The organism is Pseudomonas sp. 8(2025) (genome assembly GCF_052665325.1).
In genome coordinates, this window is record NZ_JBQOIE010000010.1 from 45,942 (window position 1) to 65,859 (window position 19,918).

Sequence of the window (19,918 nt, forward strand, 5' to 3'; positions counted from 1 at the left end):
AATCGGTCTCCCCGGCCGGCTCAGGCCACCGGCCGGAGCCGCTCAAAAAAGCCGGTTGAGACCATCGTATGCCGCTACCCGATAGGCTTCGGCCATGGTCGGGTAGTTGAAGGTGGTGTTGACGAAGTACTTCAGGGTGTTGAGCTCGCCCGGCTGGCTCATGATCGCCTGGCCGATGTGCACGATCTCCGAAGCCTGGTAGCCGAAGCAATGGACGCCGAGGACTTCCAGGGTTTCCCGGTGGAACAGGATCTTCAGCATGCCTTGAGGCTCGCCGGCGATCTGCGCACGGGCCATGCCCTTGAAAAACGCCTTGCCCACCTCGTAAGGCACCTTGGCCTGGGTCAGTTCCTGCTCGTTCTTGCCGATGGAGCTGATCTCGGGAATGGTGTAGATCCCGGTCGGCACGTCGTTGACGAAGCGCCAGCTGCCGTTGTCCACAATGCTGCCGGCCGCGGAACGCCCCTGGTCGTGGGCGGCACTGGCCAGGCTCGGCCAGCCGATCACGTCACCGGCCCCGTAGATGTTCGGCACGCAGGTGCGGTAGTTCTCGTCGACTTCGATCTGGCCGCGGCTGTTGACCTTGACCCCGATGTTCTCCATGCCCAGCTTGTCGGTGTTGCCGGTACGGCCGTTGCACCAGAGCAAGGCGTCGGCCTTGATCTTCTTGCCGGACTTGAGGTGCAGGATCACGCCGTTGTCCACACCTTCAACGCGGTCGTATTCCTCGTTGTGGCGCACGGTGATGTTGTTGTTGCTGAAGTGGTAGCTCAGGGCCTGGGAGATTTCCGAATCCAGGAAGCTCAGCAACTGGCCGCGGTTGTCCACCAGCTCCACCAGAACCCCCAGGCCACTGAAGATCGAGGCGTATTCGCAACCGATGACCCCGGCGCCGTAGACGATGAGTTTGCGCGGGGTATGGCCGAGGCTGAGGATGGTGTCGCTATCGTAGATACGCGGGTGGCTGAAATCGATATCCGCGGGGCGATAGGGGCGCGAGCCGGTGGCAATGATGATGTGCTTGGCTACCAGCTTTTCCACCACGCCGTTGGCGCAGACCACTTCCACGGTCTGCTCGTCGGCGAAGCTGCCAGTGCCGAAGAACACATCGACCCGGTTGCGGGCGTAGTAGCCGGTACGCGAGGCCACTTGCTTGGAGATGACCTTCTCGGCGCTCTTGAGCACGTCCGGGAAGGAGAACCAGCGCGGCTCGCCAATGGCCCGGAACATCGGGTTGGTGTTGAACTGCATGATCTGCCGGACCGAGTGACGCAGGGCCTTGGACGGGATGGTACCCAGGTGGGTGCAGTTGCCGCCGACCTGGCGACGGCTATCGACCATCGCCACTTTGCGTCCTGCTTTCGCGGCGTTCATCGCCGCACCTTCTCCAGCGGGGCCTGAGCCCAGCACCACTACGTCGTAGTTGTAGACAGCCATGCGTACTCCTCAGAACAGGCCGAGACACCCTTCTGGCGTCTCCGGCTAAATCATGCCGCGGCCAGCGGCATGAAGGATCAATTTGGCTCGGTTACGAACCCGGGCACAGTCTATAGAAGCGTCAACGCCGCGCACATTAACCCTTGGTCGCGTCGTAGGCTACTTTTGCCTGCACTACAGGCTGCGCAACAGCGCACCAGGTTATTGTTTTTGCCCGGCCAGCAGCGCATCGAAAGCCGGGTTGCTGCGTGTGACGAAACCTGTAGCGCTGCGCATCACAAAAAATCCGGCGATGCCGTGTTTTTCCGCGTAGTCCCAGCCCGCCTCCGGGCCGAGTATCAGCAACAGCGTCGACAGGCCATCGGCCATCAACGCCGAAGGATGAATCACCGTTACCGAGGCCAACGGGTGGGCGATGGGTTGGCCGAGCCGGGCATCGAAGGTATGGGAGTAACGCTGGCCGTCCTGCTCGAAGTAATTACGGTAGTCGCCGGAAGTGGAAACGCCAAAACCATCCAGGGCGATCACCCGCTGGGCTACCTGCTGGTCATCACGCGGCTCCTCCAGGGCTATCCGCCATGGTGAGCCGTCGGGCTTGCGACCCACGGCCTTGAGCTCACCGGTGGCTTCGGCAAGGAAGCTGTCGATCCCCAGTTGCGTGAGCCGGGCAGCGATGCGGTCCACCGCATAGCCGGCGGCGATGCTGTTGAAATCCACCTCCACCGGCGCATCCTTGCACAGCTCCTGCCCTTCGATACGCAGGTGAGCGTGCCCTACCCGCTGCCGCACCTCAGCCAGGGCTGACGCGCCGGGAACCTTTTCCTCGCGCCCCTGAGGGCCAAAACCCCAGAGATCCAGCAGCGGTTCCACCGTCAGGTCGAAGGCGCCATCGCTGTCCCGGGACAACTGCTCACCCACTCGCACCAACTGCAACACCGGCTCCGGCATCGGCTGGCAGCTATCGGCGGGCAAGGCGTTGAAACGCTCGATGTCCGAATCGCTGCGATAGGTGGACATCTGCCCGTCGACCTCCGCCAGAATTCCCTCGACCTCAGCCTGTACCAGGGACGGCGCCGGCCCCTGGGCGTGACGCACATACTGCACCGACCAGGTGCTGCCCATGGTCGGCCCGGAGAGGCTTTCCAGGCGCTCGCCGCCACAACCGGCCAGCAGCACCAGCGCGGCGTACAAAGCGCTCCATCGCGATCGTTGCTTACCCGACAAGGTGTTCCTCCCGATCAACCGCCCTGCTGGGCCAGCTGGCAGTACAAATGGCCATTATGCGACAGACGGAGGCCGCCTGCCCGGCGTCCCACCGCCTTGGCTACGGGCAGAACCTTGATCTAGAGCCGCCCTGCCACCCCAAGAGTTTTTGTTGCCGGATGGCTTTCATACACATATCGTTACAAAACTGTTCAGCGTGCAGCCTCGAGCCCCGACTTTGCAGTAAGGGACGCATAACGACCAGGGATTGCTAACAAGACAGCCAAAGTGAGTGAAAAAAATGTCCACGACCACGGGCAAAGGCAAGGCGATCTTTCGCGTTGTCAGCGGCAACTTTCTCGAGATGTTCGACTTCATGGTCTACGGCTTCTACGCCACGGCGATTGCCAAGACCTTCTTTCCTGCGGACAGCGCCTTCGCCTCGTTGATGCTGTCCCTGGCGACCTTTGGCGCGGGCTTCCTGATGCGCCCCCTGGGAGCGATTTTCCTCGGTGCCTACATTGACCGTCACGGCCGTCGCCAAGGCCTGATCATTACCCTGGCACTGATGGCCGCGGGCACCGTGCTGATTGCCTGCGTGCCGGGCTACGCCACCCTTGGCGTCGCCGCGCCCTTGCTGGTGCTGCTGGGTCGCCTGCTGCAGGGCTTTTCCGCCGGCGTCGAGCTGGGCGGGGTGTCGGTGTACCTCGCCGAAATCTCCACGCCGGGCCGCAAGGGCTTCTTCGTCAGCTGGCAGTCGGCCAGCCAACAGGCCGCAGTGGTCTTCGCCGGCCTGCTGGGCGTAGGCCTGAACCACTGGCTGAGCCCCGAGCAAATGGGTGACTGGGGCTGGCGCGTGCCGTTCCTGGTGGGCTGCATGATTGTTCCGGCGATCTTCATGATCCGTCGCTCCCTGGAAGAAACCCCGGAATTCCAGGCCCGCAAGCATCGCCCTTCGCTGCAGGAAATCGTCCGTTCCATCGGCCAGAACTTCGGCATCGTCATCGCCGGCATGGCTCTGGTGGTGATGACCACCGTGTCCTTCTACCTGATCACCGCCTACACCCCGACCTTCGGCAAGGCCGAACTGCACCTGTCGGACTTCGACGCCCTGCTGGTAACCGTGTGCATCGGTCTGTCGAACTTCTTCTGGCTGCCGGTCATGGGGTCACTGTCGGACAAGATCGGCCGCAAGCCGCTGCTGCTGGGGGCGACCATCCTGGCCATCTTCACGGCTTATCCGGCACTGTCCTGGCTGGTGGCCAACCCCAGCTTCAGCCATCTGCTGATCGTCGAGCTGTGGCTGTCTTTCCTCTATGGCTCGTATAACGGCGCGATGGTGGTGGCCCTGACTGAAATCATGCCGGTGGAAGTGCGCACCACGGGTTTCTCCCTGGCCTACAGCCTGGCCACCGCGACCTTCGGCGGCTTTACCCCGGCAGCCTGCACCTACCTGATCCACGTCCTGGGCAATCAGGCGGCTCCGGGCATCTGGCTCAGTGGCGCGGCGGTGCTGGGGCTGATCGCCACCCTGGTGCTGTTCCGCGGTAATCGCCACGAACTGCGCACCGCGCAAGCGGCAACAGCGCGCGGCGCCTGAGACAAACGCTTCGCTGGCAAGCCAGCTCCTACGGTTGCGCCGACCTGGCTTGCCGGCGCAAAGCCACAAACAAAAACGCCCCGACAAGTCGGGGCGTTTTCATTTCAGCAGTCGCTTAGCGTGGGAACGCTGGCGGGTTGACCCCGGCCATGTCTTCCATCACGCGCACTACCTGGCAGCTGTAACCGAACTCGTTGTCGTACCAGACGTACAGAACAACGCGGTTGTCCTGAACGATGGTCGCTTCAGCGTCGACCACACCGGCGTGACGCGAGCCCACGAAGTCGGTGGACACCACTTCCTGCGAGTTGACGAAGTCGATCTGCTTGTGCAGGTCGGAGTGCAGCGCCATGTAGCGCAGGTACTCGTTCATCTCTTCACGGGTGGCGGCTTTCTCGAGGTTCAGGTTGAGAATGGCCATCGACACGTTTGGCGTCGGAACGCGGATCGCGTTACCGGTCAGCTTGCCGGCCAGCTCAGGCAGGGCCTTGGCAGCAGCAGTAGCAGCACCGGTCTCGGTGATCACCATGTTCAGCGCGGCGCTACGGCCACGGCGATCGCCCTTGTGGAAGTTGTCGATCAGGTTCTGGTCGTTGGTGTACGAGTGAACGGTTTCGACGTGACCGTTGATGATGCCGAACTTGTCATTCACAGCCTTCAGCACCGGCACGATGGCGTTGGTGGTGCAGGAAGCGGCGGACACGATCTTGTCGTCAGCGGTGATTTCGTTGTGGTTGATACCGTGAACGATGTTCTTCAGCTTGCCTTTGCCTGGCGCGGTCAGAACAACGCGATCGATACCCGGGCAGGCCAGGTGCTGGCCCAGACCGTCGGCGTCACGCCATACACCGGTGTTGTCCACCAGCAGAGCGTCCTTGATGCCGTACTGGGTGTAGTCCACCTCGGTCGGGTTCTTCGCGTAGATCACCTGGATCAGGTTACCGTTGGCGGTGATGGTGTTGTTTTCTTCGTCGATGGTGATGGTGCCGTTGAACGAACCGTGCACCGAGTCGCGACGCAACAGGCTGGCGCGTTTGGTCAGGTCGTTTTCGGCGCCCTTGCGCACCACGATGGCGCGCAGGCGCAGGCCGTCGCCACCACCGGTTTTCTCGATCAGGATGCGCGCCAGCAGACGGCCGATACGACCGAAGCCGTACAGGACTACGTCAGTGCCTTTGCGGGCCGAAGCATTTTGCTGGCCAACCACATCAGCCATTTCTTCGCGAACGAACTGCTCGGCGCTGCGGCCATTGCCTTCGTTACGGAATTTGAACGCCAACTTGCCCAGGTCTACCGATGCCGCGCCGAGCTTGAGCTCGCTCATGGCTTTAAGCAGAGGGAATGTTTCGTGGACGGAGAGTTCGCTATCGTCGGAGGAACGGTGGCGAGCAAAGCGGTGAGCTTTGAGAATCGCGATGACAGACTGGTTGATCAGGCTGCGGCCATAGATCGAGCTCACCACGTTGTTATTGCGGTAGAGCTGACCGATAAGCGGAATCATCGCTTCTGCGAGTGCTTCACGGTCGATCCATTCACCAAGACACTGGTCGGGCTTCTGAGTCACGGGAACCTTCCACATGTAGGGGCAGAAAAAAGGGGCTACATTATGCCGCCCAGTTCCTGTCGTAGCAATGCGCGCCTGTCGTGCGGAACGTAACAAAAAGCCCTTGCAAAAAAACACCACTGTGCTGGAGACCAGTAAAACCGCGGCTTCCAGCAGCGTCAATTTTTTGGACATCACATCAGCCTGTCTGTAACCCTCCGTAACACCAGCCGCAATCGGCACTACATTTCAGGTCAAGAAGCGTATTTTGTTGTCATAGCCACTACATTTGCCCCAACCAGCGTATTAGACGCATCAGCCACTGACAGTGGCTGCCCGGGGCCGTTACAATTACCGACTTTGTCGCAACGCTTGGAGCTTGACCGTCCGTGCCCGTCCTGCGTCTACCGCTACTCCCTGCCGCCGCCGGCAAACAGCATTGGGGCAACTTGCCCGGTGCCGCCCTGAGCCTGGCCATCGCCGAAGCCGCCAGCGCTGCCAAGCGCTTCACCCTCCTGCTGACTGCCGACAGCCAAAGCGCTGACCGGCTGGAACAGGAGCTGAGCTTCTTCGCCCCGGATCTGCCGGTGCTGCATTTTCCTGACTGGGAAACCCTGCCCTACGACCTGTTCTCGCCGCACCAGGACATCATTTCCCAGCGCATCGCCAGCCTCTATCGGCTGCCGGAGCTGGAACATGGCGTGCTGGTGGTGCCGATCACCACTGCCCTGCACCGCCTGGCGCCCACCCAGTTCCTGCTGGGCAGCAGCCTGGTGCTGGACGTCGGCCAGAAGCTCGATGTGGAACAGATGCGCACCCGCCTGGAAGCCAGTGGTTACCGCTACGTGGACACCGTCTACGAACACGGCGAATTCACCGTGCGCGGCGCACTGATCGATCTGTTTCCCATGGGCAGCAAGCTGCCCTATCGCATCGACCTGTTCGACGACGAAATCGAGACCCTGCGCACCTTCGATCCGGAGAACCAGCGCTCCATCGACAAGGTCGACTCGGTGCGCCTGCTGCCGGCCAAGGAGTTCCCGCTGCAGAAAGAAGCGGTGACCCGCTTCAAGGCGCGCTTTCGCGAACGCTTCGATGTGGACTTCCGCCGCTGCCCGATCTTCCAGGACCTGAGCAGCGGGATTACCCCGGCCGGTATCGAGTACTACCTGCCGCTGTTCTTCGAAGAGACCTCGACCCTGTTCGACTACCTGCCCCAGGACACCCAGGTGTTTTCCCTGCCGGGCATCGAACAGGCCGCGGAAAACTTCTGGAACGATGTACGCAACCGCTATGAAGAGCGCCGCGTCGACCCTTCGCGCCCGCTCCTGCCCCCGGCCGAACTGTTCCTGCCAGTGGAAGACTGCTTCGCCCGGCTGAAGAACTGGCCGCGAGTGGTGGCCAGCCAGCAGGACATCGAGACCGGTGTCGGCCGCGAACGCTTCCCGGCCCACGAGCTGCCGAACCTGGCCATCGAAGCCAAGGCCAACCAGCCGCTGGCAGCACTTTCGGGCTTTCTCGACGAGTTCCCCGGGCGAGTGCTGTTCACCGCCGAATCCGCCGGCCGCCGGGAAGTGCTGCTGGAGCTGCTGGAGCGCCTCAAGCTGCGGCCCAAGACCGTCGACAGCTGGCCGGACTTCGTCGCCAGCAAGGAACGCCTGGCAATCACCATCGCCCCGCTGGACGAAGGCCTGGTGCTGAACGATCCGGCCGTGGCCCTGGTGGCCGAAAGCCCGTTGTTCGGCCAGCGAGTAATGCAGCGTCGGCGCCGGGAAAAGCGCGCCGATGCCAACAACGATGCGGTGATCAAGAACCTCACCGAGCTGCGTGAAGGTGCGCCGGTGGTGCACATCGACCATGGCGTCGGTCGCTACCTGGGCCTGGCCACCCTGGAAATCGACAACCAGGCCGCCGAGTTCCTGACCCTGGAATACGCCGAGGGCGCCAAGCTTTATGTGCCCGTGGCCAACCTGCACCTGATCGCCCGCTACACCGGCAGCGACGACGCCCTCGCGCCCCTGCATCGCCTGGGCTCGGAAGCCTGGCAGAAGGCCAAGCGCAAGGCCGCCGAACAGGTGCGCGATGTGGCTGCCGAACTGCTGGACATCTATGCCCGCCGCGCCGCCCGCGAAGGCTATGCCTTTGCCGACCCGAAGGCCGACTACGCCACCTTCAGCGCCGGCTTCCCCTTCGAGGAAACCCCGGACCAGCAGAGCACCATCGAAGCGGTGCGCGAGGACATGCTGTCGGGCAAGCCCATGGACCGCCTGGTATGCGGCGACGTGGGCTTCGGCAAGACCGAAGTGGCCATGCGCGCTGCCTTCATCGCGGTCCACGGCGGCAAGCAAGTGGCGATCCTGGTGCCCACCACCCTGCTCGCCCAGCAGCACTACAACAGCTTCCGCGACCGCTTCGCCGACTGGCCGGTGACCGTGGAAGTGATGAGCCGCTTCAAGTCCACCAAGGAAGTGAATGCTGCGGTGGCGGACCTCGCCGAAGGCAAGATCGACATCGTCATCGGCACCCACAAGCTGTTGCAGGACGATGTGAAGATCAAGAACCTGGGGCTGGTGATCATCGACGAAGAACACCGTTTCGGTGTCCGCCAGAAAGAGCAGCTCAAGGCGCTGCGCAGCGAAGTCGACATCCTGACCCTGACCGCCACGCCGATCCCGCGGACCCTGAACATGGCCGTCTCGGGCATGCGCGATCTGTCGATCATCGCCACGCCACCGGCCCGGCGCCTGTCGGTGCGCACTTTCGTCATGGAGCAGAACAAGAGCACGGTCAAAGAGGCCCTGCTGCGAGAACTGCTGCGTGGCGGCCAGGTGTACTACCTGCACAACGACGTGAAGACCATCGAGAAATGCGCCGCCGACCTGGCGGAACTGGTGCCCGAAGCACGGATCGGCATCGGCCATGGGCAGATGCGCGAACGCGAACTCGAACAGGTGATGAGCGACTTCTACCACAAGCGCTTCAACGTGCTGATCGCCTCGACCATCATCGAGACCGGCATCGACGTGCCCAGCGCCAACACCATCATCATCGAGCGCGCCGACAAGTTCGGCCTGGCCCAGTTGCACCAGTTGCGCGGTCGGGTCGGGCGCAGCCACCACCAGGCCTACGCATACCTCTTGACGCCACCGCGCCAGCAGATCACCCCGGACGCGGAAAAACGCCTGGAGGCCATCGCCAACACCCAGGACCTGGGAGCCGGCTTCGTCCTGGCCACCAACGACCTGGAGATCCGTGGCGCTGGCGAACTGCTGGGCGACGGCCAGAGCGGGCAGATCCAGGCCGTGGGCTTCACCCTCTACATGGAAATGCTCGAACGCGCGGTGAAGGCCATCCGCAAGGGCGAGCAACCGAACCTCGACCAGCCACTGGGTGGCGGCCCGGAAATCAACCTGCGCCTGCCGGCACTGATTCCCGAGGACTACCTGCCGGACGTGCACGCGCGCCTGATCCTCTACAAGCGCATCGCGTCGGCCACCGACGAGGACGGCCTGAAGGACCTGCAAGTGGAGATGATCGACCGCTTCGGCCTGCTGCCGGAGCCGACCAAGAACCTGATCCGCCTGACCCTGCTCAAACTCCAGGCCGAGCAACTGGGGATCAAGAAGGTCGACGGCGGCCCACAAGGCGGCCGCATCGAGTTCGCCGCAGATACACCGGTAGACCCACTGGCCTTGATCAAACTGATCCAGGGCCAGCCCAAACGCTACAAATTCGAAGGCGCAACCCTGTTCAAGTTCATGGTGCCGATGGAGCGCCCGGAAGAGCGCTTTAATACATTGGAGGCACTGTTTGAGCGCCTCACCCCGAAATCTGCTTGAAGGACGCCCCATGCGCCTGTTCCGCTCCCTGACCCTGCTCGTGGCCCTGGTCGCGCCAACGGCCTTTGCCGATGACCTGTACCAGGTGGAAATGATCCTCGTACGGCAGAACGCCGAGCCGCTGATCGTCAGCCGTGCAGCCCCCGAAGACTGGGCCGCCGGCGCTCAACGGCTGAGCCCGGACAGCCTGCGTACCCCGGCCCTGGGCAGCATCGTGGAAAAGCTCGGCGCCAGCGGCAGCTACAGCGTGCTGTTGCACAAGGCCTGGCAACAGACCCTGGGGGAAACCCCGGTGAAGGTTGCCCTCAGTGATGGCCCGGAACAGTTCGGCCAGTACCCCATCGAAGGCACCCTGAGCCTGAAGCTCGGGCGCTTCACCGATGTGGACGCGGACTTCTGGGTCAACCAGATCGACAGCAACGGCCTGGTCACCAGCAGCGAGCGCCTGAAACAGCAGAGCCATACCAAGAATGGCCAGCTCAACTACCTGGACAACGGCCACCTGGCGCTGCTGATCAAGATCACCTCGCTGACCGCACCGGCACCGCGCCCCGCTCCAACTGAAATTCCGGACTGATCGAAGTCCCTATGACCCCGCCCCTGACCAAACCCCTGGCCCCCTCCTGGGTCAACCGCTTCAAGGAACAAGCCTTGGAGCGTGGCCGGCGCTACGCCCTGGAAAAACGCGTGCGCATCGCCACGGCCGGAGACAGCGCTATCACCGCCAGTTGCGAAGGCTCCGGTGGCACTATGTACCGGCAGACCATCACCCTGCGCGAATCGAGCAAGGGCAACCTGCTGCTGATCGACGCCCACTGCACCTGCCCAGTACGCAGCAACTGCAAGCACATCGCTGCGGTGCTGCTACAAGTGGAGGAAACCCTGGCCTACCCGGCGGCAGCCCAGGACGCAGAACTGCTGGAAAAGCTCTCCGCAGTCCTCGACAGCCGTCGCCCCGCTGCCCCGCCCCAGGTACTGCTGGAGGATGTGCACCCGGTGCCGCGGCTGTGGCTGGCAAGCATCGAGTTCAGCGCCTTCGAACCGCGCAACGGCAAGATGCAGCGCTACATCCAGCACCGCGCCGCACTGTCGTTCAACTACAGGGGCGAATACGCCAGCGGGCAGAAGAACACCGATGTGATCATCCGCCAGGAACACCAAAGCCTGCGCATCAAGCGCCAGCCCGAGCTGGAACAGGGCTGGCGCGAGCAATTGCGAGGCCTGGGCTTCAAGATCGCCACCCGGCAGAGCAAGGCACTGCCGGAAAGCGCCGGCGAGCTGTTCGAGATGGTCAACGACAGCGCCTGGCTGACCTTCACCCTCAACGAACTGCCCAAGCTGCGCAGCCAGGGATGGGAGCTGCAGATCGACGAGGGCTTCGGCTTCGACCTGACGGCGGTGGACGACTGGTACGCCAGTGTCGACGAGGCCCCGGGCCGCGACTGGTTCGACCTGGAACTGGGGATCATCGTCAACGGCGAGCGCTTGAGCCTGCTGCCGATTTTGCTCAACCTGATGCGCTCGCACACCGAGATCCTCAATCCGGAGCGCCTGGCCAAGCGCCGCGACGACGAGCTGATCCTGGTGAACATTCCCAATCGGCCCAACTCCCTGCATGGCCCGCTGCAAGTGGCACTGCCCTATGGCCGCCTGAAGCCGGTACTGGCAACCCTGGGCGAGTTCTATCTGCAAGAACCCGGCGATACCACCCTGCGCTTGAGCAGCGCCGACGCCACCCGCCTCAACCCGTTGCAGGACCTGCCACTGCTATGGGAAGGCGGCGAACACATTCGCACCTTCGCCCAGCGCCTGCGGGACATCCGCGACTACTCGGCGCCGGCGCCCCAGGGCCTGAACGCCACCCTGCGCCCCTATCAGCTCGAAGGCCTGAGCTGGATGCAGTCACTGCGCCAGCTGGAAGTGGGCGGCATCCTGGCCGACGACATGGGCCTGGGCAAGACCCTGCAAACCCTGGCGCACATACTCAGCGAGAAGAACGCCGGGCGCCTGGACCGCCCCTGCATGGTGGTAATGCCCACCAGCCTGATTCCCAACTGGCTGGACGAGGCCGCGCACTTCACCCCGCAGCTCAAGGTACTGGCGCTGTATGGCGCCGGGCGCAAGAAACACTTCGCCCAGCTGGGCGATCATGACTTGCTGCTGACCACCTATGCGCTGCTGCCCAAGGACATCGAACTGCTGGCGGCCCAGCCCCTGCATGTGCTGATCCTCGATGAGGCGCAGTACATCAAGAATCCGTCGAGCAAGGCCGCCCAGGCTGCTCGGGAACTCAATGCCCGGCAGCGCCTGTGCCTGTCCGGCACGCCGCTGGAAAACCATCTGGGGGAGCTCTGGTCGCTGTTCCACTTCCTCTTGCCGGGCTGGCTCGGCGATGCCAAGAGCTTCAACCGTGACTACCGGGTACCGATTGAAAAGCACGCCAGCGAAGTGCGCCTGCAGCACCTCAACGGCCGGATCAAGCCCTTCCTGCTGCGCCGTACCAAGGAGCAAGTGGCCACCGAACTGCCGCCCAAGACCGAGATCATCCACTGGGTCGAGCTCAACGAGGCGCAGCGTGATGTCTACGAAACCATGCGCCTGGCCATGGACAAGAAAGTGCGCGACGAAATCACCCGCAAAGGTGTGGCGCGCAGCCAGATCATCATTCTTGAAGCCCTGCTCAAACTGCGCCAGGTGTGTTGCGACCTGCGCCTGGTCAACGACTCGCCACCCACACGGGGCAGCTCCTCAGGCAAGCTCGACAGCCTGATGGAAATGCTTGAAGAACTGTTCGAAGAGGGCCGGCGGATTCTGCTGTTCTCGCAGTTCACCTCGATGCTGAGCCTGATCGAGGCCGAGCTGAAGCGGCGCAACATCGCCTACGCCTTGCTCACCGGCCAGACCCGGGACCGGCGCACTCCGGTACGGGACTTCCAGAGCGGCAAGCTGCAGATTTTCCTGATCAGCCTCAAGGCCGGTGGTGTCGGCCTCAACCTGACCGAAGCCGATACGGTGATTCACTACGACCCTTGGTGGAACCCGGCCACCGAGAGCCAGGCTACCGACCGCGCATATCGCATCGGCCAGGAAAAGCCCGTGTTCGTCTACAAGCTGATTGCCCGAGGTACGGTGGAAGAAAAGATCCAGCACCTGCAGCAGGAAAAATCGGACCTGGCGGCAGGTGTGCTTGATGGGCGCAAGGCCGGTGACTGGAAGCTGCAGAGCGACGACATCGAAGCCTTGTTCGCCCCACTGCCGGACAACAAGGGCGGCCGCTGAGACCGGCCACGTGCGGGGGCATCCAGAATTGCCCGAAGCCCCCTTGCGAAGTCGTCAGTCGATCAACTGGGCATCCTTGAGAGCACCCAGTGCCGCCAACCAACGCGGATCCTGCTTGTACTCGATATTGGCGAAGGCTTGGCCACGCATCCGCGCGATGCGTGGCGAAGGCTGCACCTTGAGGCGCTGCACGGCACTCAGGGCCAGCTCGGCGGCAGCACGGTCATTGCATACCAGCCCCATGTCGCAACCGGCGGTCAGCGCCGCTTCGATCCGGCTTGCCGCGTCCCCGACAACATGGGCGCCGGCCATGGACAGGTCATCGCTGAAGATCACCCCGTCAAATTGCAGCTCGCCACGCAGGATGTCCTGCAACCAGTAGCGCGAGAAGCCGGCCGGTTGAGGGTCGACTTGCGGATAGATGACGTGCGCAGGCATCACTGCCGCCAACTGCTTGCTCAGACGAGCAAAGGGCAGCAGGTCCTTGGCACGGATTTCATCCAGACTGCGCTCGTCATTGGGGATCGCCACATGGGAGTCGGCCTCGGCCCAGCCGTGCCCGGGAAAGTGCTTGCCGGTAGCGGCCATGCCGGCACTCTTCATGCCGCGGATGAAGGCACCGGCGAGCAACGCCGCCTGCTCGGGGTCGCCCTCGAAAGCCCGGCTGCCCACCACCGCGCTGCGCTGGTGATCGAGGTCCAGTACCGGGGCGAAGCTCAGGTCCAGCCCCACCGCCAGGACCTCGGTGGCCATGACCCAGCCACACTGCTCGGCCAGGTACTCGGCATTCGGATTGTCGGCCAGGGCACGCATGGCCGGCAGGCGCACAAAGCCCTGGCGCAGACGCTGCACCCGGCCGCCCTCCTGGTCCACGGCCAACAACAGGTCCGGGCGAATCGCGCGAATCGCCGCGCACAGCTCCCGTACCTGGCGCGGATGTTCGATATTGCGGGCAAAGATGATCAACCCACCGACCTGCGGCTGACGCAGGAGTTGGCGATCTTCGGCCGTCAGCCAGGTACCGGCGACGTCCACCATCAAAGAGCCTTGCAGGCCAGCAGTCATAGAAATTCCTTAAGCACTACGATGGCTTCCAGGCAACGCTGATCGAGCCGCATCCGCATGGATGCAGCCGGCCGAGCAGCATCGGCGCAGGGAAGGCACGGGATATAGAACGAGAATCGGCATGGGCGGCTAGCTTAGCGGATGTAAGCTGTCGCGCCCACCCGTGGGTCAGGCCTTGGCGGCTGCCGGGGCCGATTTGCTGCGCGGCTTGAGCTGGGCGCTGGCCATGGCTTCGTCGGTGACGCCGGTTTCGGCACGCATGCCCGCGGCGAGGAACGGCACCATCAGGCGCATCACCTGCTCGATGGAGGTATTGACCCCGAAATCGGTTTCGGCGATAGCCCGCAGCGCCTTGATCCCGGACATGCTGAACGCCGCAGCACCGAGCATGAAGTGCACGCGCCAGAACAGCTCGATGGGCGGAATACGCGGCGCCGCTTCGTTGACCAGCAGCATGTAGCGGCGGAACACCTTGCCGTACATGTCCTCCAGATAACGCCGCAAGTGCCCCTGGCTCTGGCTGAACGCCAGCCCCAGCAGACGCATGAAGATCGACAGGTCGTTACCGCTGCGCGGCTGCACTACCAGGGCCTGCTCGACGAGGATTTCCAGCAGCTCTTCCAGGCTCGGCTTGTTCTCCGGCCTGGACTGACGGCGCTCAAGCTCACGATCGAGACTGATGCAGAACGGGCCGAGGAAACGCGAGAATACCGCCTGGATCAAGGCCTTCTTGGACCCGAAATGATAGTTGACCGCTGCCAGGTTGACCCCGGCCTTGCTGGTGATCAGCCGCAATGAGGTTTCGGCAAAACCTTTTTCCGCGAACAACTGCTCGGCAGCATCGAGAATGCGTTCAACGGTTTCCGACTGGGCCATGGCTACTCCGCCTGACAAACACTTGTTTGAAACATACGTTTCAGGCTTTGCAATGTCAAGCCTGCCGGCCTCTGCGCAAGCCGTCCGGCGCGCTATTTAATCACACCTGCCGGCCACTGTAGCCAGCCTTCGGCGCAGGATTGCGGCACCCGGATGACAACCGCTCGGCCACCTCAGGCAAAAGGAGGATTGCCAAGCGACGTCCACTGTATATAATCCCAGTCACTGTATAAAAAGACAGAGCGATCGACATGCTAAAACTGACGCCACGCCAAGCTGAGATTCTGGCTTTTATCAAACGCTGCCTCGAAGACAACGGCTACCCGCCCACCCGTGCGGAAATTGCCCAGGAACTGGGATTCAAATCGCCCAACGCCGCTGAGGAACACCTCAAGGCCCTGGCCCGCAAAGGCGCCATCGAGATGACCCCGGGTGCCTCCCGCGGAATCCGCATTCCCGGCTTCGAAGCCAAGGCCGACGATACCCTGCCGATCATTGGCCGTGTCGCCGCCGGTGCACCGATCCTGGCCCAGCAGCACATCGAAGAGTCCTGCAATATCAACCCGACCTTCTTCCACCCTCGCGCCGACTACTTGCTTCGCGTCCACGGCATGAGCATGAAGGACATCGGCATCTTCGACGGTGACCTGTTGGCGGTACACACCACTCGCGAGGCCCGCAATGGCCAGGTCGTGGTGGCGCGCATCGGTGATGAGGTCACGGTCAAGCGCTTCAAGCGCGAAGGCAGCAAGGTCTGGCTGATTGCCGAGAACCCTGAATTCGCCCCCATCGAAGTCAACCTGAAAGATCAGGATCTGGTGATCGAAGGCTTGAGTGTCGGCGTCATTCGCCGCTAAAGGAGGCTCCATGCAGTTCCCCCACACACCACAGCAAGCACAACTGCCACTGTTCGAGGCGTTCCTGGCCCAGCCATTGGCGCCCGCCCTCAAGGAAGTGGTCGAATCGCCCTGGAACAAAGATCCAGAAGCCTTCAGCGAGCTGTCGTTACGCGGCGCCGCCGGGAACTGCCTGAACCTATTGGCACCGATCCTTCGGGAACTCAGCCAGGACCAGGACGCGCGCTGGCTGACACTGATCGCCCCGCCCTCCAGCCTGACCCAAAGCTGGCTACGGGACGCCGGCCTGAATCGCGAGGGGATCCTGCTGCTGCACCCCCGGGGCAATCAGAGCCCGCAACAGCTCGCCTGCGAGGCCCTGCGCCTGGGTCGCAGTCATACCGTAGTCAGCTGGTTGAACCCGTTGAGCGCCAGCGCCCGGCAACAACTGATCAGCGCCGCACGGACTGGCGATGCGCAGAGCCTGAATATTCGCCTGGGATGAAACACCGGGAAAGCGTGGGATTTACGCTTGAATGACACAAGGCTTCTCCAGGATTGAGAAGCCGGAACAAATGCGACGGATGACCGGAGAAACCCGATAGACGGGCTTAGTGCAGAACCCGCGGGCCATCTTCCTTGTCAATTTCACCTTCAACCAGTCGACCGGCCATCTGTACGCCGACGCTCAACATGGCCTTGGCCACTTCCACGTGCTGACCTTGCAGAAAGGCTTTGGCATCCTCGGAGAAATCCAAAGTAACCAGAGAACCCTCGTCCTCAGCTCTGCGCAGCTCGATACGGCCGTCTGGCAACTCGACAATTTCTAGAAAGGACGTTGGCATAAAGGTCTGGTCTCCACGAAAGGGCGGGATTATATCAGTCATCACCCCCGCCCCGCTCAGGATCTTGCAGGGGGATCGTGCCCCCTCACCAGGAATTACTTCCCGATCCTTGCAATCAACCCCTAGCCACACCGACCCCAAGCCCGCGCCAGCCCCCTTCAAAAATTCGGCTTGTATTCAAAACCCGCCGAGGCCTGGCTGTCGGAAAACGGCGTGATCAGCGACTTCTTCAGGACCAACCGATTGACCAGGGAGCCGGGAAACATCTGAATGGAGTTGTTGAAGTGCTCCACATTCAGGTTGAACAGGGTAATCGCCCCACCGATATTGCCTTCCTGCTCGGCAACCTCGCGCATCAGGTTACTCAACAACTCGACGGACTTGAGGTCGGGGTAGGCCTCAAACGCAAGATTCAAACCGCCCAGCAAAGCCTTGGTGCCCTGGTCTACCGACTTGAGCGCATCACCGTCGGCTGCGGATGGCAAGCTACCAATGGCACTACGCAGCCCAACGATCTTTTCCAGCAACTGGCTTTCATAGGCCTGGAAGCCAGCCACTTGCGGCTCCAGCATGTCCAGCACCTTGATCCTCTGGCGCTGGTAGGTCAGCACATCCGACCAGGCCCGCTGGGCACGGTTATGCGCACCGACAATCTTGTTGTAGTGCACATAGGCAAGAACGCCCAAGGCAATCGCGATGACCAGCAACAACTCCATACTCTACTGCTCCATTTCATCAGTGACCTTCAGCGGAAGATCGAAATTGTTGTCGTGCAGCTCCGCCAACTCATGCACCAGGGCCAGCACCGGAAACAGGTTAGGCAACGGCAGGCCCTGCTCGATATTGGCGTAGAAGCTCGACAGATCGTCAAACGTGCCCGGATCCTTGTAGGCCATGACCTCGGCATCATCGAAGCTCAGACATAAATGGCCCTCGCTGGAGAATTCCAGATTCACCTTTTTCAGCCGCCGACGAAGTTCCAGCAAGAAAGCCAGGGTGGTGGGCGTTGCGAACTTCGCGCAAGCCAGCTCACTATCACCGGTGAAATTGAAGCTTCTGTTGAAGTCATCGGAAGTGGTCTCAAAGACTTTGCGCTTCTTGCTCTTGGTATTTGGCAGATCACTGCGCACCATCACCCCTCTGACCCAAGGAAAGTCCACCACCAGGCTGAAGCGATCGAAACTCTCATAGACCCGCTCGCTCTCGCCATCGGATTTGCGTTTGTAGTGGGAGTTCACATAACGCAGATGGTGAAAGACAAAGGACAACTGATGCCGCGGGCCCTGGTAGGTCCCCCTGGCTGAAGCCTCGATACGGCGGCTGTCATTGCCGCGATCATAGTCGTCGAACTCACTGCTCAGTTGCGCGAAACGCTCATCGGCGGTTCCGCCCGGGTCCCAAAGGCCGTTACTGAGAAATGAACACTTACGGGCTATTTTCTGCGGCAACTCGTCTAACACGGCTTTACGGCCCATCCAGGTATACAAGGTGGCAAAACCCAGGCAGGCCGTCGCAAACCACATCAGCTCCACACCCGCCATGGCCGGGATCGCCGACACAATAGCCAGCATCAACAGCAGCCAGGACTGGGCATGATCGAACTCCAACCCTCCCCTGAAGGACTGGAGCCTGGCGATGACCCTCAATAGATCCTCGTTGCTCTTGGCTCGAGCCACCTCTGCATTGCTAGTGGCCAACAACTTCACCAACTCGGCATCGTGCTTGAGAAACTGCATTACATTTCCTTGATCAAGTTGCAAGCCTCAGGAACATCTGGAACAGCAGCAAGAGCATGGCCGTCATGCAACTGCGCCAACTGATGCACCAGCTCCAGCAGTGAATACAGCTTCGGCAACTCGATACCCGCCTTGATCCGCTCGCGAAAGACCGCCAGGTCACTCAGCGAGCCCGGATCGGCATGGGCAATGATGTCCGCATTATCAAAGCTCAGACAGAGCCGCCCTTGACTGGAAAATTCCAGATTGACCCGGTAAAGATGGCGTGAAAGCTCCATCAGGAGGTCCAGGATTGCTGGCCTGGCGAAGTGTTCGCAACAGGCCTGATCATTACCGCGCAGTACAAAGACCTGGTCGAAATCGTCGCGACCGGTCTTGAACGGCTGCCCCGCCAATGACACTTCCAGGGGACTGGAGCGAACCGTAATCTCTGTCACCCACGGGAAATCCAGCACCAGGCTGTAGCGGTTGTACGTGTCGTAGACAGTGCGATAGCTGCCGCCGGCACCACGCTCTTGCCTGGAATTGACGTACTGCAGATGGTGATACTCGAACGCCAAGGACTGGCGAGGCCCCTGGTAGACACCCAGGAGCGAGTCCTGGATATGGCGTCGCTCATTACCCCGCTGGTAATCGCTGAACTCGTTGTTCAGCCTTTTCAGGCGCCAGTCGGCACTGCTGTCGGACTCGCTCAAGCCATGATGAAACATTACGCACTTGCGCACGATGCTTGCCGCCAGATCAGTCAAGGAGCCAGAGGCCCCTTTGCTGACGTAATAGCTAAAGAAACACAGAGCCAGAAACACCCAGAACATCCCGCCCATGCCGTCCATCAGCAGCGCGACAGCCAGGGAGGCAAACGCCAGGACCAGAAGCGTTATTGCCTGCACATGGTCGAATTCCAGACCGCCGGGGAATATCTCCAGCCTGTCGAGCACTTCCAGCAAGTCAGTATTGGACTGGGCACGAACCACTCGCACCCGGCAATCGTTCAGCAGGCGAAGCAGCGCCTGGTCACGCAAGAAGAACAGCATGAATCTTCCTTGATCAAATAGTCACGCCGCCAATCAAGCAGCGCTCAGGATCAACACTCGTTAAGGCCATCCCTGAAACGAATGGCCAGGGCCTTGAGGTTCTGCCGCCAGCTTTCCAGCTCTTCCCGACTCAGTGCCTGCTCGGGCTCCTCTTCATCCAGATTGACCGCAACAATCAGTGGCTGGGTTACGTCGCCCTTGGGCTTGTGCGGCGCCTGTGGCGGCTGAAACAGCTCGCTGTAAGCAGACAGCAGTTGCGCCAGCCAGGTTTGCGGGCTGTGCGCCAATTCCACCAGCTCTGCCAGCTCGGGAATGGCAATGCTTTGCAGCACTTCACGATTGAGGATCTGCTCGACCCGGGCCGCATTGGCCTGCGGCAGCCGATAGAACCCGGCAATTTCATGGCACAGCCCCAGCAAGGCCCCGTACAGGTGGAACAGCACCGACTCGCGCCCCGCCTGGACCTGCGCCTGGGCATTCATGGCCCGCCCTTCCTCAGCGCGTGCCAGGGCTTCGAGCGACAGACCGGCAAAGTAGATTTTCTGATTGGTACGGGTATAGAGCTCGTGGGCCATATGGGCAGCCTCCACTGCGAAAAGAGAACCAGATGCAGACGGCACAGTTT

The 19,918-nt window shown here is 61.8% G+C and carries 16 protein-coding genes; 6 read left to right on the forward strand and 10 right to left on the reverse strand.

Annotated elements, in window-relative coordinates:
• Positions 1-42: 42 nt before the first annotated feature.
• Both sthA and ACUXVH_RS19400 read right to left on the reverse strand, forming a co-directional pair.
• Positions 43-1,437 carry a Si-specific NAD(P)(+) transhydrogenase gene (sthA, locus tag ACUXVH_RS19395; RefSeq protein ID WP_011060278.1) on the reverse strand — a complete coding sequence of 465 codons (1,395 nt, stop codon included), beginning with the start codon at positions 1,435-1,437 and terminating at the stop codon, positions 43-45.
• A 201-nt stretch (positions 1,438-1,638) separates the two neighbouring features.
• Positions 1,639-2,613 (reverse strand): FAD:protein FMN transferase, encoded by a 975-nt coding sequence (locus tag ACUXVH_RS19400; RefSeq protein WP_011060277.1) that lies wholly within the window; start codon positions 2,611-2,613, stop codon positions 1,639-1,641.
• Positions 2,614-2,941: 328 nt separating this feature from the next.
• On the opposite strand from ACUXVH_RS19400, the gene ACUXVH_RS19405 reads away from it, so the two are divergent.
• Positions 2,942-4,240 carry an MFS transporter gene (locus ACUXVH_RS19405; RefSeq protein WP_011060276.1) on the forward strand — a complete coding sequence of 433 codons (1,299 nt, stop codon included), beginning with the start codon at positions 2,942-2,944 and terminating at the stop codon, positions 4,238-4,240.
• 115 nt (positions 4,241-4,355) lie between these two features.
• Here the strand turns inward: ACUXVH_RS19405 and ACUXVH_RS19410 are convergent, their stop codons facing one another.
• Positions 4,356-5,819, reverse strand: a complete 1,464-nt coding sequence (locus tag ACUXVH_RS19410; RefSeq protein WP_011060275.1) for a glyceraldehyde-3-phosphate dehydrogenase — start codon at positions 5,817-5,819, stop codon at positions 4,356-4,358.
• Positions 5,820-6,172: 353 nt separating this feature from the next.
• On the opposite strand from ACUXVH_RS19410, the gene mfd reads away from it, so the two are divergent.
• The 3 genes from mfd to ACUXVH_RS19425 are packed head-to-tail and all read left to right on the forward strand — an operon-like array spanning position 6,173 to position 12,901.
• Positions 6,173-9,622 (forward strand): transcription-repair coupling factor, encoded by a 3,450-nt coding sequence (gene mfd, locus ACUXVH_RS19415; RefSeq protein WP_065363465.1) that lies wholly within the window; start codon positions 6,173-6,175, stop codon positions 9,620-9,622.
• Positions 9,623-9,632: 10 nt separating this feature from the next.
• Complete coding sequence (locus tag ACUXVH_RS19420; protein ID WP_065363464.1) at positions 9,633-10,199, forward strand: CsiV family protein; 567 nt, start codon at positions 9,633-9,635, stop codon at positions 10,197-10,199.
• Between the two features lie 11 nt (positions 10,200-10,210).
• Entirely contained in the window at positions 10,211-12,901 is a 2,691-nt protein-coding gene (locus ACUXVH_RS19425; protein WP_011060272.1) for a DEAD/DEAH box helicase, read from the forward strand.
• 54 nt (positions 12,902-12,955) lie between these two features.
• On the opposite strand, the gene nagZ is transcribed toward ACUXVH_RS19425, so the two are convergent.
• Entirely contained in the window at positions 12,956-13,954 is a 999-nt protein-coding gene (gene nagZ, locus ACUXVH_RS19430) for a beta-N-acetylhexosaminidase (protein ID WP_176707084.1), read from the reverse strand.
• Positions 13,955-14,134: 180 nt separating this feature from the next.
• Positions 14,135-14,842: a TetR/AcrR family transcriptional regulator gene (locus tag ACUXVH_RS19435; RefSeq protein WP_011060270.1), complete on the reverse strand. Its 708-nt coding sequence runs from the start codon at positions 14,840-14,842 to the stop codon at positions 14,135-14,137.
• A gap of 251 nt (positions 14,843-15,093) precedes the next feature.
• Between ACUXVH_RS19435 and lexA the strand changes: the two genes are divergently transcribed.
• Both lexA and sulA read left to right on the forward strand, forming a co-directional pair.
• A complete protein-coding gene (gene lexA, locus ACUXVH_RS19440; protein ID WP_011060269.1) occupies positions 15,094-15,699 on the forward strand; it encodes a transcriptional repressor LexA in 606 nt (201 codons plus the stop codon).
• Between the two features lie 10 nt (positions 15,700-15,709).
• The gene (gene sulA, locus ACUXVH_RS19445) at positions 15,710-16,183 is read left to right on the forward strand and encodes an SOS-induced cell division inhibitor SulA (protein ID WP_011060268.1); all 474 of its coding nucleotides are present in this window, start codon (positions 15,710-15,712) and stop codon (positions 16,181-16,183) included.
• A 106-nt stretch (positions 16,184-16,289) separates the two neighbouring features.
• Here sulA and ACUXVH_RS19450 read toward each other — a convergent pair whose 3' ends face one another.
• The 5 genes from ACUXVH_RS19450 to ACUXVH_RS19470 all read right to left on the reverse strand — a co-directional run bounded on the left by ACUXVH_RS19450 (position 16,290) and on the right by ACUXVH_RS19470 (position 19,868).
• A complete protein-coding gene (locus ACUXVH_RS19450) occupies positions 16,290-16,523 on the reverse strand; it encodes a hypothetical protein (RefSeq protein ID WP_011060267.1) in 234 nt (77 codons plus the stop codon).
• A gap of 158 nt (positions 16,524-16,681) precedes the next feature.
• Entirely contained in the window at positions 16,682-17,239 is a 558-nt protein-coding gene (locus ACUXVH_RS19455; RefSeq protein ID WP_011060266.1) for a LemA family protein, read from the reverse strand.
• A 3-nt stretch (positions 17,240-17,242) separates the two neighbouring features.
• Positions 17,243-18,259, reverse strand: coding sequence for a hypothetical protein (locus ACUXVH_RS19460; RefSeq protein WP_065363462.1), 1,017 nt, complete (start codon positions 18,257-18,259; stop codon positions 17,243-17,245).
• Complete coding sequence (locus ACUXVH_RS19465; RefSeq protein ID WP_065363461.1) at positions 18,259-19,293, reverse strand: hypothetical protein; 1,035 nt, start codon at positions 19,291-19,293, stop codon at positions 18,259-18,261. The genes ACUXVH_RS19460 and ACUXVH_RS19465 overlap by 1 nt, the downstream gene beginning before the upstream one ends.
• A 50-nt stretch (positions 19,294-19,343) precedes the next feature.
• Positions 19,344-19,868: a DUF6586 family protein gene (locus ACUXVH_RS19470; protein WP_047336171.1), complete on the reverse strand. Its 525-nt coding sequence runs from the start codon at positions 19,866-19,868 to the stop codon at positions 19,344-19,346.
• Positions 19,869-19,918: the final 50 nt, after the last annotated feature.